The organism is Delftia sp. WSY_22, assembly GCF_043104185.1.
Taxonomy (GTDB): Bacteria; Pseudomonadota; Gammaproteobacteria; order Burkholderiales; family Burkholderiaceae_C; genus Comamonas; species Comamonas tsuruhatensis.
This window is the reverse complement of sequence record NZ_JBICKN010000030.1, coordinates 79,832-92,145: the sequence shown is the minus strand read 5'-3', so window position 1 is coordinate 92,145 and position 12,314 is coordinate 79,832. Positions and strand designations below refer to the sequence as shown.

The 12,314-nt window shown below is 68.5% G+C and carries 14 protein-coding genes; 10 read left to right on the top strand and 4 right to left on the bottom strand.

Features of this window, described 5'->3' with window-relative positions:
- Positions 1 to 4: 4 nt before the first annotated feature.
- The 3 genes from ACF8NF_RS16585 to ACF8NF_RS16575 all read right to left on the bottom strand — a co-directional run bounded on the left by ACF8NF_RS16585 (position 5) and on the right by ACF8NF_RS16575 (position 2,515).
- Entirely contained in the window at positions 5 to 811 is an 807-nt protein-coding gene (locus ACF8NF_RS16585) for a MetQ/NlpA family ABC transporter substrate-binding protein (RefSeq protein WP_016449092.1), read from the bottom strand.
- 48 nt (positions 812 to 859) lie between these two features.
- The gene (locus ACF8NF_RS16580) at positions 860 to 1,675 is read right to left on the bottom strand and encodes a MetQ/NlpA family ABC transporter substrate-binding protein (RefSeq protein WP_016449091.1); all 816 of its coding nucleotides are present in this window, start codon (positions 1,673 to 1,675) and stop codon (positions 860 to 862) included.
- A gap of 267 nt (positions 1,676 to 1,942) precedes the next feature.
- The gene (locus ACF8NF_RS16575; protein ID WP_392450874.1) at positions 1,943 to 2,515 is read right to left on the bottom strand and encodes a MarR family winged helix-turn-helix transcriptional regulator; all 573 of its coding nucleotides are present in this window, start codon (positions 2,513 to 2,515) and stop codon (positions 1,943 to 1,945) included.
- A gap of 162 nt (positions 2,516 to 2,677) precedes the next feature.
- Between ACF8NF_RS16575 and ACF8NF_RS16570 the strand changes: the two genes are divergently transcribed.
- The 4 genes from ACF8NF_RS16570 (at position 2,678) to ACF8NF_RS16555 (ending at position 5,585) form a co-directional block, all read left to right on the top strand.
- A complete protein-coding gene (locus ACF8NF_RS16570) occupies positions 2,678 to 3,136 on the top strand; it encodes a VOC family protein (protein WP_017404212.1) in 459 nt (152 codons plus the stop codon).
- Between the two features lie 39 nt (positions 3,137 to 3,175).
- A complete protein-coding gene (locus tag ACF8NF_RS16565) occupies positions 3,176 to 3,862 on the top strand; it encodes a flavin reductase family protein (RefSeq protein ID WP_392450873.1) in 687 nt (228 codons plus the stop codon).
- A gap of 10 nt (positions 3,863 to 3,872) precedes the next feature.
- A complete protein-coding gene (gene hpaH / locus ACF8NF_RS16560) occupies positions 3,873 to 4,676 on the top strand; it encodes a 2-oxo-hept-4-ene-1,7-dioate hydratase (RefSeq protein ID WP_392450871.1) in 804 nt (267 codons plus the stop codon).
- A 138-nt stretch (positions 4,677 to 4,814) separates the two neighbouring features.
- Entirely contained in the window at positions 4,815 to 5,585 is a 771-nt protein-coding gene (locus ACF8NF_RS16555; RefSeq protein WP_013803947.1) for an SDR family oxidoreductase, read from the top strand.
- 18 nt (positions 5,586 to 5,603) lie between these two features.
- On the opposite strand, the gene ACF8NF_RS16550 is transcribed toward ACF8NF_RS16555, so the two are convergent.
- Positions 5,604 to 6,611: an AraC family transcriptional regulator gene (locus ACF8NF_RS16550; RefSeq protein WP_392450870.1), complete on the bottom strand. Its 1,008-nt coding sequence runs from the start codon at positions 6,609 to 6,611 to the stop codon at positions 5,604 to 5,606.
- 192 nt (positions 6,612 to 6,803) lie between these two features.
- Here ACF8NF_RS16550 and ACF8NF_RS16545 point away from each other — a divergent pair, with 192 nt between their 5' ends.
- The 6 genes from ACF8NF_RS16545 (at position 6,804) to ACF8NF_RS16520 (ending at position 12,304) form a co-directional block, all read left to right on the top strand.
- Positions 6,804 to 7,595, top strand: a complete 792-nt coding sequence (locus ACF8NF_RS16545; RefSeq protein ID WP_392450869.1) for an SDR family oxidoreductase — start codon at positions 6,804 to 6,806, stop codon at positions 7,593 to 7,595.
- 36 nt (positions 7,596 to 7,631) lie between these two features.
- Positions 7,632 to 8,939, top strand: coding sequence for a styrene monooxygenase/indole monooxygenase family protein (locus tag ACF8NF_RS16540; RefSeq protein ID WP_392450868.1), 1,308 nt, complete (start codon positions 7,632 to 7,634; stop codon positions 8,937 to 8,939).
- Between the two features lie 14 nt (positions 8,940 to 8,953).
- The gene (locus ACF8NF_RS16535) at positions 8,954 to 9,481 is read left to right on the top strand and encodes a flavin reductase family protein (protein ID WP_016449085.1); all 528 of its coding nucleotides are present in this window, start codon (positions 8,954 to 8,956) and stop codon (positions 9,479 to 9,481) included.
- Between the two features lie 59 nt (positions 9,482 to 9,540).
- On the top strand, positions 9,541 to 10,776 hold the full coding sequence (locus ACF8NF_RS16530) for a dienelactone hydrolase family protein (RefSeq protein WP_016449084.1): 1,236 nt from the start codon (positions 9,541 to 9,543) through the stop codon (positions 10,774 to 10,776).
- 156 nt (positions 10,777 to 10,932) lie between these two features.
- Positions 10,933 to 11,478, top strand: a complete 546-nt coding sequence (locus ACF8NF_RS16525) for a MarR family winged helix-turn-helix transcriptional regulator (protein ID WP_034366065.1) — start codon at positions 10,933 to 10,935, stop codon at positions 11,476 to 11,478.
- Positions 11,471 to 12,304 carry a class II aldolase/adducin family protein gene (locus tag ACF8NF_RS16520; protein ID WP_264675423.1) on the top strand — a complete coding sequence of 278 codons (834 nt, stop codon included), beginning with the start codon at positions 11,471 to 11,473 and terminating at the stop codon, positions 12,302 to 12,304. The genes ACF8NF_RS16525 and ACF8NF_RS16520 overlap by 8 nt, the downstream gene beginning before the upstream one ends.
- Positions 12,305 to 12,314 lie beyond the last annotated feature (10 nt).

The window sequence follows — 12,314 nt, the reverse complement described above, 5'->3', positions numbered from 1 at the left end:
CCGCTCAGGGCTTGACCCAGGCCAGGTTGTACAGGCGCTTGTCGTTGGAGAAGGCGCGCTGGGCTTCGGCCTTCACCGCATCGGAGTTCTGGTAGATGCGGATGAACTTCTGCACCACGGGGTCCTGCGTGCGGTTGGCCTTGACCACGAACTGGATGGAAAAGCGCGCGTCCTCGATGCCCGAATATGCAAGCCCGCTGGACGGATCGAAGGCCTTGGCCGCCACGATGAAGTGCGGGTAGCCCTGTGCGATGTCCACGTCGCCCGTGATGCGCACCAGCTGCGGCCCCTCGACCTCGACGAAGCTGAGCTTCTTGGGGTTCTCGACGATGTCGTCCAGGCTGCCCAGGTAGCCCACGCCGGGCTTGAGCTTGATCAGCCCCACCTTCTGCAGCAAGAGCAGGCCGCGCCCCTGGTTCACGGGGTCGTTGGCAATGCCCACCTTGCCGCCCTGCGGCACCTGGGCGATGGCCTTGTGCTTGAGCGAGTACAGGCCCACGTTGGCCAGGATGCCCGTGCCCGCGCTGGCCAGCTTGTAGCCGTTCTTCTGGATGGCGTTGTCCAGGAAGGGCTGGTGCTGGAAGTAGTTGATGTCCAGGTCGCCCGAGTCCACGGCCACGTTGGGCGTGGTCCAGTCGGTGAACTCCACCACCTGCACATCGATGCCCTGGGCCTTGGCCTCCCTGGCGGCCACGGCCACCGAGTCGGCGTAGGCGCCGGGCACCACGCCGATGCGCAGCTTGTCGGCAGCATGGGCGGAGAACAGGGCCAGGGCGGCCAGCGGGGCGATCAGGGCACGGGAAAGCTTCATCGGGATCTCCGGAAAAAAAAGGTTCGAAAAAGACAGGAAGGGGCCGCGTCACGGCTTGCGCCACGGCAGGCTGTACAGCCTGTCGTTGGCGGCGAATGACTTGTGGATCTGCGCCTGCACGGCGCCCGAGGTCTGGTAGATGCGCACGAACTGCGCAATGCGCGGGTCCCGGGCGTTGTCCTGGCGCGAGACGAAGCGGATGGCGTAGTACAGGTCGTCAATGCCCGAATACAGCAGCGCATTGCCGGCCACCTGCGGCCGCCCGGCGTTGACGAAGTGGGCCGGGTAGCCCTGGGCCAGGTCCACATCGTCCAGCGCGCGCACCAGCTGCGGCCCTTCGATCTCGACAAAGCGCAGCCTGCGCGGGTTGGACACGATGTCGTCCAGCCCCGCGCGCGGGCCCTTGCCTTCGCGCAGCTGGATCAGGCCGGCCTTCTCCAGCAGCAGCAGGCCGCGCCCCTGGTTGACGGGGTCGTTGGCCACGCCGACGCGCGCTCCCTCCTTCAGGTCGGCAAAGCGCTGGGTCTTGAGCGAGTACAGGCCGATGTTGGGCAGCAGGCCCGTGGCCACGCTGGTGAAGGCATAGCCGCGCTCGCGGATGGCGTTGTCCAGGAAGGCCTGGTGCTGGAAGTAGTTGAGGTCGATGTCGCCGGCCGCCAGCGCCGTGTTGGGCGTGGTCCAGTCGGTGAACTCGATGACCTGCACGTCCAGCCCCTGGGCGCGCGCCTCCTTGGCGGCGACCTCCACGGAGTCGGCCAGCGAGCCGGGCGTGACGCCTATCTTCAGCGCGGCGGCCGCCGCAAGGCCGGGCAGCGCCAGCGTGGCGGCGAGCGACCAGAGCAATGTGTTTCTGCGCGTGGGCAAGGCGTGGTTCCTCCAGCTCGGCCAGGCCCGGCGCCGGCGCCCACATGGCGCCTGCCGGCATGGCCTCTGAAGGCATTGCAACACCCGGCCCCGGCGCGCACCACGACGGAATTCACATTTCCTTATAGCGAGCCATGCGCGGCGCAAGGCATTGATCGCAAAGGAAATTTTGCACAGGCAAGATTGAGCTTATGCCCGCGCGAAATATGGCACCGTGCCGGCTGCGCAGGCTTGCGGCAGCCAGGGCAGCCTGCCGCGCTCCCAGGCTCAAGCGGCCTGTTGCGCCTTCATCCTCGTCCAGGCCTTGAAGAGGATGGACTGCAGGCTGGCACGCTCGCCCTCGTCCAGGTAGTCGACCAGCGACTCGCACATGCGCCAGAAGGCCGGCAGCGCGCGGGCCAGCACCTCGCGGCCCTGGTCGGTGAGCGCCAGGTCGAAGCTGCGGCGGTCTTCCTGGCTGAGGCTGCGCGCCAGCAGCGAGCGCTTTTCCAGCCAGTCCAGCAGGCCCGTCACCGACGAGCGCGTCACGCCGACGTAGCTGGCGATATAGGACGGCGTGACCACCGTGTCGCCCAGCAGCCCGCGCTCGGCCAGGCCGAAGATCATGAGCACGTCGAGCTTGCTCTCGGACAGGCCGAACGCCTGCAGCGATGCGTTGGCGCGCTGCTCCACATCGTCGGCCAGCCACAGCAGCAGCAGGCCCAGGCCGGCGGCCGGCGTGTCGGTGCCGGGCTGCGCGGTCTCGGCCATCAGGGCCAGGTGCGGGCGCAGCGCTTCGGGGGCGTTGGCGAGGGGGGTGGAGTCGGGGGCCGGTACGGCAGCGGTCTTGCGCGGACTCATGGGAGTGGATGGAAGCGGGTGAAGGCGTGTGAAACCGGGTTGAAGGCGGGTTGAAGCCGGGAGAAGAAAGGGCGGTTGATTTTACGGCTTTCATATATTACGCTTTGTGTATAGTACGTTAAGCGTATTATTTAGCGGCACACAAATCTGCAAGGACATCCCATGCCCATCAAAGTTCTGGAACTCCACCATGTCGGGTTCGGCGTCAACCACGCCCAGGCCGATGCCATGCTCGACTTCTACCGAGAAGTGCTGAACCTGCCCCAGGACGCCGCGCGCTGGAAGATCCCCGGCATCTACGGCTCCTGGATCAACCTGCCCAACGGCAGCCAGTTGCACATCCTCGGCAGCGAGGGGCCGTCGCGCTATGCGCAGGGCCCGGGCAAGGACCCCGTGTCCAACCACATCGCGCTGGCCGTGGACGACATCCTCGGCGCCGAGCAGGAGCTGCTGGCGCGCGGCGTCGATTACTTCACGCTGGACAACGTGGCATCGCCCAGCCTCAAGCAGCTGTTCCTGCGCGACCCGGCCGGCAACCTGGTGGAACTGCACCAGTCCAATGCGCGCGCCCCCGGCATCGCCCAGGCCGAGCAGGACGCGGCGCGCGCCGGCAACGAGTGACGCGACGCCCTCCCTTTTTCCCTTCCCCTCCGGAATCCCATGTACTTTGAAATGCAATCGCTCAACAGCGAGCAGCGCAGCAACATCCTGCACTCCCTGATTCTGCCCCGTCCCATCGCCTGGATCAGCTCGGTGGACGGGGACGGCACGGTCAACGTCGCGCCGTTTTCCTTCTTCAACGCCATGTCGGGCGATCCGCCGCTGCTGTGCGTGTGCATTGGCTCGCGCCAGGGCGTGCTCAAGGACACGGCGCGCAACATCGCGGCCACGGGCGAGTTCGTGGTGAACCTGGTGTCCGAGCCGCTGGCGCGCCGCATGGCGGTGACGGCCATAGAGTTCGGCGCGCAGGTGGACGAGTCGGCCCAGGCCGGCCTGGTCCTGGGCGATGCACGGCGGGTGAAGGCGCCGCGCATCGTGGACAGCCCTGCTTCATTCGAGTGCCGCGTGCGCCAGATCATCGATATCGACGGCGTGCGCAGCCTGGTGCTGGCCGACGTGCTGGCCGCCCATGTCATGGATGCGGCCGTGGTCGATGGCGAGCTCATGTACTTCGACCCCGCGCCCATGGAGCTGATCGCGCGGCTGCAGAACCCCGGCTGGTATGGCCGCGTGGGCGATGCCTTCCAGATGCCCACGCCCTCGGTGGCGCAGTGGGATGCCGTGCAGCGCCAGGGCGTGTCCGACAGCTACCTGGCCTGGGCCGACGATGGCGCCGCCGCGCGCTGAAGGGCCGCCCATGCTTGCGCAACACACCATAGACAGCCTGGCGGCCGAGCTGCACGCCAGCGAAAAAAGCCGCGTGCAGGTCCGGCACTTTTCCCGCCGCCATCCGGACATGACGGTGCAGGACGGCTACGCCATCTCGCGCGCCTGGATGCGGCTCAAGCGCGCCGAGGGCCGCACGGTCAGGGGCCACAAGATCGGCCTGACCTCGCGTGCCATGCAGCAGGCCGTGCAGATCAACGAGCCCGACTACGGCACCCTGCTGGACGACATGTTCTTCGAGCCCGGCCACGACATTCCCTTTGCGCGCTTCATCGCTCCGCGCGTGGAGGTGGAGCTGGCCTTCGTGCTGGGCCGCACGCTCAAGGGGCCGGGCGTCACCCTGTGCGATGTGCTGGCCGCCACCGACTGGGTGGTGCCCGCCGTGGAAATCATCGACGCCCGCATCGAGCAAAAGGACCGCGATACCCAGGCCATGCGCACGGTGCGCGACACCATCGCCGACAACGCGGCCAATGCCGGCATCGTCATGGGCGGGCGGCCCGTGCGCCCCGACGCGGTGGACCTGCGCTGGGTGTCGGCGCTGCTGCAGCGCAACAGCGTGATCGAGGAATCCGGCGTGGCGGCCGCCGTGCTCAACCATCCGGCCACGGGCGTGGCCTGGCTGGCCAACCGGCTCGCGCAATGGGATGAGCAGCTGGACGCAGGCCAGGTGGTGCTGGCCGGCTCATTCACGCGGCCCGTCACGGCCCAGGCCGGCGACAGCTTCCATGTGGACTACGGGCCGCTGGGCTCCATTGCCTGGCGCTTTGCCTGAGCTTCGTCCGCAGTGTGGCGATGGTGTCGCCTGCGGCACAGTCCGCAGGCCCGGCGCGTCGCCGACAATGCAGCGGCGCCGCCCGCCACCGGTGCGCGGGCGGCGGCTGCAACACATGCACTACAGGATGGACAAGCAATGGAGATGAAGAACGCAAAGACGGCCGTGGTCACGGGCGGAGGAACCGGCGTGGGCAAGGCCGTGGCGCTGGCCCTGGCGGGCGCCGGCTACCAGGTGGTGGTGGCGGGCCGCCGCCAGGCGCCGCTGGATGAGACCTGCGCCGAGGCCCAGGCAAAGTACGGCGCGGGCGAGCGCATGCTGGGCATTGCCACCGATGTCAGCGACCCGGCTGCCGTGGAGCAGCTGTTCGCGCGCACGGTGCAGCGCTTCGGTCGCGTGGACCTGCTGTTCAACAACGCGGGCCGGGGCAATCCGCCCGGCTCCTTCCTGGACTGGACGCCCGAGCAGTGGCGCGAGGTGGTCGATGTCAACCTCAACGGCATGTTCTATTGCCTGCAGCAGGCGTTTCGCACCATGCGCGACCAGTCGCCGCGCGGCGGCCGCATCATCAACAACGGCTCCATCTCCGCGCATGCGCCGCGGCCCAATTCCAGCGCCTACACGGCCACCAAGCATGCCGTCATGGGCCTGACCAAGACCGCTGCGCTGGACGGCCGTGCCTACGACATCGCCGTGGGCCAGATCGATATCGGCAATGCCATGACCGAGCTGGCATCGCGCATGGCCAAGGGCGTGCCCCAGGCCAATGGCGAGATCGCGGTGGAGCCGCTGATCGACGCGGATGTGGTGGGCCAGTCCGTGCTCTACATGGCCAGCCTGCCGCTGGAGGCCAACGTGCTGTTCCACACGGTGATGGCCACCAAGATGCCCTTCGTGGGCCGGGGCTGAACCGGCAAAGGCAGGCCCTCAGGCCTGCACGCGGCGGCTCGCCGTCTCGGACGGGAGCTCGCCGAAGCGGCTGCGGTACTGGGCCGCGAAGTGGCCCAGGTGCAGGAAGCCGTATTTCTGCGCCACGTCGCGCACGCCGGAGCCGGCTGCGACGCCCGGGCCCTTGGCTGCCTGGAGTGCGGCGCGCACCCGGTCCAGCCGCAGCTGGCGCAGGAAATCCATGGGCCCCATGCCCGCGTGCTGGCGGAAGGCGGCCTGCAGCGTGCGCGCGCTGCAGCCGGCCTCGCGGCAGACATCGGCCAGCGACAGGGGCTGGTCGGCATGGGCCTGCATGTACTCCTGGGCCTTGCGCACGCCGCGCGGCAGCAGGCTGCGCCGGCTGTCTCCGGCCAGTGCGCGGCTGTGGCTGTGCGTGGCCGACATCAGCAGGCTGGTCAGCAGGTATTCCTCCGCATGCTGGGCCAGTGCCTGCGTGGCCTGCAGGGCGTTGCCCGCATCCAGCGTGTGCCGCAGGCAGTCGATGAAATGCACCAGCGGTGCCAGTGCCGGCTGGTCCAGCGGCACGCCCAGATCGAACACCAGCGGCCGGCCTGCGGGCGCCTGCAGCAGCGCCTCCAGCCGCGCCACCAGGGCCGGGCGGGCCATGCGCACGATCAGGTGCGGGCTGTCGTCGGCCCAGCGCATGGACAGCGGCTCGGTCGGCGAGGGCAGGGAGGCCAGGCGCGGCGTGGCATCCACCTGCTGCGCGCCGCAGCGGATCTCGGCACTGCCGCGCAGGGGAATCTGCAGCAGGAAGAAGTCCCGCAGGTAGCCGGGCTCGATGTGCACGCCGGGGCCGTATTGCACATAGTTCAGGCTGACGTTGCGGGAAAGCGGCGCGCTGTGGTGGCAGGCATCCAGCTCGGCGCGCGGGCGCAGCATGCCCAGGCCATGCGGACAGAAGACGCGCGCCACGCTTTCGCGGGCCTCGTCCATGTCGTGGCTCTCGAAAAGCCGGTAGCGCTGCAGCGGCAGCGGTGTGTGCATGGCGTGTTCCATAGGCTGCGCAGAACGTAGCAAAAACCACCCGCTCCCACAATTCGGACCATTCCCCGGGAGCCAATTTCTGCGCGCCAGGGACAGTGCCTGCGCTTGCCGGATGCCTGCGCGGCCCGGCCCCCCGTAACGTGTGCTGCACAGGCCAGCCCGGCCTGGCATCCACACGGGAGAACAAGCGTCATGTTCAATGGACTCGAAGGCAAAAGCGCCATCGTCACCGGCGGCTCCACCCTGATAGGCGCCGGCGTGGTGCGTGCGCTGCACGCGGCCGGCGTGAAGGTGGTCATTGCCGACATTGATGCCGACAACGGCCAGGTGCTGGCCGATGCGCTGGGTGAGGGCGCGCTTTTCGTGCGCACCGACATCACCGACGACGCGCAGGTCGCCGCCTGCGTTCAGCAGGCATGCAGCCGGCACGGCGGCGTGCACATCCTGGTCAACCTGGCCTGCTCGTATGTAGACGAAGGCCTGCAGTCGCCGCGCGCGGACTGGCTGGCCTCGTTCAACGTGAACGTGGCCAGCGCCGTGGCCATGCTGCAGGCCGTGCACCCGCACATGGTGGCCGCCGGTGGCGGGGCCGTGGTGAATTTCACCAGCATCTCTTCGGAAGCGGCGCAGACGGGGCGCTGGCTCTACCCGGCCAGCAAGGCGGCCATGAAGCAGCTCACGCGCAGCATGGCCATGGATCTGGCGGCCGATGGCATCCGCGTCAACAGCGTCTGCCCGGGCTGGACCTGGTCGGCGGTGATGGACCGGCTCAGTGGCGGCGACCGCGCCAAGACCGACCGCGTGGCCGCGCCCTTTCACCTGCTGGGCCGCGTGGGCGATCCGCATGAGGTGGCCCAGGTGGTGCTGTTCCTGTGCTCGGACCATGCCAGCTTCGTGACCGGCGCCGACTACGCGGTGGACGGCGGCTACGGCGCCATGGGGCCCGAGCGCGCCGTGGCCGCCATTCCCCAATTGATGGACTAGCACGCAGTACGGACACGGAGCCGCAAGGAGACAGCCATGAAGAAAATCGCCATCGTCGGAGCCGGCCAGTCGGGCCTGCAACTGGGCCTGGGCCTGCTGGCCGTGGGCCATCAGGTCACGATACTGAGCAACCGCACGGCGCAGGACATCGCCCAGGGCCGGGTCATGTCCAGCCAGTGCATGTTCGACAGCGCGCTGCAGATAGAGCGCGGCCTGGGCCTGGACCACTGGTCGCGCGAATGCCCGGTGGTCGAGGGCATCGGCCTGTGCGTGCCGCACCCTGGGCAACACGGCGAGAAAGCGGCCGGCAAGGCCATCGACTGGGCCGCGCGGCTGAACGCGGGCGCGCAGTCCGTGGACCAGCGCCTGAAGATCCCCGCATGGATGGACGATTTCCGCCGCCAGGGCGGCGAGCTGGTACTCAGGGACGCGGGCATCGCCGAACTGGAGGAATGCACGCGCAGCCATGACCTGACCCTGGTTGCCAGCGGCAAGGGCGAGATATCGAGGCTGTTCGAGCGCGATGCCCACCGCTCGCGCTTCGACCAGCCCCAGCGCGCGCTGGCGCTGACCTATGTGACGGGCATGAAGCCGCGCGAGCCGTTCTCCGCCGTGTCCTTCAACCTGCTGCCGGGCGTGGGCGAGTATTTCGTGTTCCCGGCGCTGACGACCACGGGCCCCTGCGAGATCATGGTGTTCGAAGGCGTGCCCGGCGGCCCCATGGACTGCTGGGGCGATGTGAAGACACCGGAGCAGCACCTGGAGCGCAGCCGCTGGATCCTCGACACCTTCGTGCCCTGGGAGGCCGAGCGCTGCCGCGACATTGCGCTGACCGATGACAACGGCATCCTTGCGGGCCGCTTCGCCCCCACGGTGCGCAAGCCCGTGGCCACGCTGCCGTCGGGGCGCAAGGTGCTGGGCATGGGCGACGTGGTGGTGCTCAACGACCCCATCACGGGCCAGGGCTCCAACAACGCGGCCAAGTGCGCCGACACCTATCTGCGCAGCATCCTGGCGCGCGGCAATGGCGGCGGCAATGGCGACGGAAATCGTGACGGCAATGGCGCATTCGACGCCGCCTGGATGCAGCAGACCTTCGACCGCTACTGGTTCGGCTATGCGCAATGGGTCACGCAGTGGACCAACATGCTGCTGGCGCCACCGCCACCCCATGTGCTCAAGCTGCTGGCCAGCGCGGGCACGCTGGCACCGCTGGCCAGCGCCTTTGCCAACGGCTTCGATGACCCGCGCACCTTCTTCCCCTGGTTCGCGGACGCGGGCGAGGCAGACCACTACATCGACAGCTGCGCGGCCATCGCCGCCATGGCAGCCGTCCCCACCTAGCCGCAGAGGCCGCCATGAGCACATGCGACACCCCGGCCGCCGCCACGGCCTGCTCCTTCGATCCGCGCGAGCTGCGCAAGGCCTTCGGCCAGTTCACCACGGGCGTGACCGTCATCACCACGCGCGCGCCGGACGGGCGGCGCGTGGGCATGACGGCCAACTCGTTCTCCTCGGTCTCGCTGGACCCGCCGCTGGTGCTGTGGAGCCTGGCGCGCCAGGCGCCCAGCGTCTGCGATTTCCAGGGCGCCAGCCACTTCGCCATCCACGTGCTGGCTGCGGGCCAGCACCTTCTGTCGCGGCGCTTTTCCACGCCGCAGCAAGACAAGTTCGTCGGCCTGGACTGCGCGGAAGGCCCGGCCGGCGTGCCCCTGATCGATGGCGTGCTGGCCCGCTTCGTCTGCCGCAACGTCCGGCAATACGATGGCGGCGACCACCTCATCTTCATCGGCCAGGTCGAGCGCTGCGAACGCTTCGACGGCGAGCCCCTGGCCTTTCACGCGGGCTACTATCAGGTGACGGTGCGGCACCCCGAATGCGTATGACGGGTCATGAAAAAAGCGGCACCGCAGCTTTCCCCACCCTTTGAAACGGAGACAACCCCATGCAGCAGAAAGAACCCCCGGCAAGCCGCCATGTGCGCATCAACGCGCTGGACGGCAGCGGCAGCTTCAACGCCTACCTGGCCGTGCCGGCCTCGGGCAGCGGCCCCGGCCTGGTGCTGGCGCAGGAGATCTTCGGCGTCAACGCCACCATGCGCGAGGTGGCCGACTACTACGCCGAAGAAGGCTACGTGGTGCTGGTGCCCGACCTGTTCTGGCGCCAGCAGCCCGATGTGGAACTGGGCTACACGCCGGCGGACTGGGAGCGCGCCTTCGGCTTCTACAAGGGATTCGACGAGGCCCTGGGCGTGCAGGACATCCAGGCCTGCCTGAACGCCTTGCGCCAGCGCCCCGAGGTCACGGACGGCAAGGCGGGCGTGCTGGGCTTTTGCCTGGGCGGCAAGCTGGCCTACCTGGCCGCCTGCCGCACCGATGCCGATGCGGTGGTCGGCTACTACGGCGTGGGCATCGAGGCGGCGCTGGACGAGGCCGAGCGCATCCGCTGCCCGCTCACCCTGCATGTGGCCGAGCTCGACGCCTTCTGCCCGCCCGAGGCGCGCCAGCGCATCGTCCAGGCGCTGGGCGGTCGTCCCGGCGTGGCCGTGCATGTCTATCCGGGCGTGGACCATGCCTTTGCGCGCAAGGGCGGCGATCACTTCCACCGCGCCTCGGCCCTGATGGCGCATGAACGCAGCATTGCCACGCTCAAGTCCGCCATCGGCCCGCACTTTGACCTGGCCGCGCTGTGGGACAAGCACTGCGAGTACGAATTCGCCACGCGCAACGTGGACGACACCATGGCCACCATGGTGGCCGAGCCCTATGTGAACCACATCCCCACCATGACCGGCGGCGTGGGCTTCAGCAACCTGCACGCCTTCTATACGAACCACTTCGTCAACAGCAATCCGCCCGACACGTCGCTGACCCCGATTTCACGCACGGTGGGGGCCTCGCAGGTGGTGGACGAGATGCTGTTCTGCTTCACGCACACCACCGAGATCCCGTGGATGCTGCCCGGCGTGCGGCCCACGGGGCGGCGCGTGGAGATCCCGCTGCTGGCCGTGGTCAAGTTCCGGGGCGACAAGCTCTACCACGAGCACATCTACTGGGACCAGGCCAGCGTGCTGGTGCAGGTGGGCCTGCTGGACCCGGCGCTGCTGCCCGTGGCGGGCGTGGAGACGGCCCGCAAGCTGCTGGACGAGACCCTGCCTTCCAACGAACTGCTCAAGCGTTGAGCGCGGCGCGGGCGCACGGGTTTCACCCTGCGCCCGATGGCGGCCTGCAGGCCGCCAGGGCTCTCAGGGTTGCCACCAATGTTGATATGTCAACATTGGTGGATCATGCGGCCATCGCAATCGCAATCGCCGTCGCCGCCCGGTTCCCTCCGCCCAATGCCCTGCCCACGCACATCCACGATCCCTGCCGCCGATGCCGCCACCGGCCCTGCACCGGACACGCAGGTCTGCAGCCAGACGCTGGCACTGGAGGACTTCATCACCTTCCGCCTGGGCGCGCTGTCCAATGCGCTGCAGACCCAGGTGACGCGCCACTACATCGCGCCGGCATCGCCCGTGGGGCTGACCGAGTGGCGGCTCATGGGCCAGATCCAGCGCCATGGCGAGCTGCATGCCAGCGCGCTGTCGCGCCTGAGCCTGATGGACAAGGCCCAGATCAGCCGCGCGCTGCAGCCGCTGATCGACCGGGGCTGGGTGCTGCGCCGCGCCGATCCGCAGCACGCGCGGCGCCACCTGCTGCAGCTGAGCGAAGCTGGGCAGGCGCTCTTCGACGAGGTGCTGTCCCGCGCACGCCCCTACCAGGCGGCCCTGCTCAATGCCCTGACGGCCGATGAGCGCGCCATGCTGGACCGCATCCTGGACAAGCTGGGCCGTGCCTCCCAAGCGCTGGACCAGGGGCTGGACCAGGGGCTGGATGCCTGATTTACCCACAAGCCACTGCACAACCCACCTCAAGACCCACCTCAGAACCCACCCCACGAGCCACACCATGAATTGCTCCATGCACCCTGATGAGCGGGCCGCCCGCATCGAACTGGCCGCCTGCTACCGCGTCTTCGCCATGCTGGGCTGGGACGAGCTGATCTACAACCACATCACGGTGCGCCTGCCCGACAGCGTGACGGGCGGTGAAAAGCAGTTCCTGATCAACCCCTTCGGCCTGCACTACGAAGAGGTCACGGCCAGCAACCTGGTGCGCATCAATGTGCGCGGCGAGGTGCTGGACGGCTCGCGGCATCCGGTGAATCCGGCCGGCTTCGTCGTGCATGCGGCCATCCACGACGGACTGCCGGGCGCGCACTGCGTGATGCACACGCACACCACCTCGGGCATGGGCGTGGCCTGCCTGGAGCAGGGCCTGTCGCAAAGCAACTTCTACAGCGCCCAGCTGCACGGCATGGTGGCCTACCACGACTTCGAGGGCATCACCATCCATGCCGACGAAGGGCCGCGCCTGCTGGCCAGCATCGGCCACCGCAAGGCCGTGATCCTGCGCAACCATGGCCTGCTCAGCTGGGGCAGCGACCTGCCCCAGGCCTTCGTGGTGCTGTGGACGCTGCAGCGCGCCTGCGACGTGCAGATGGCCACCCTGTCCATGGGGGCGCCGCGCATGGTCTCCGACGCCATGGCGCGGCGCTGCAACGAGGACTCGCTGACCTTCAACGACAGCCACGGCGGTGCCCGCGATGTGTTCGACCACCTGGTGCGCCGCGTGAACCGGCGCGACAGCAGCTATCTCGATCTTTGAACCCGGAGCT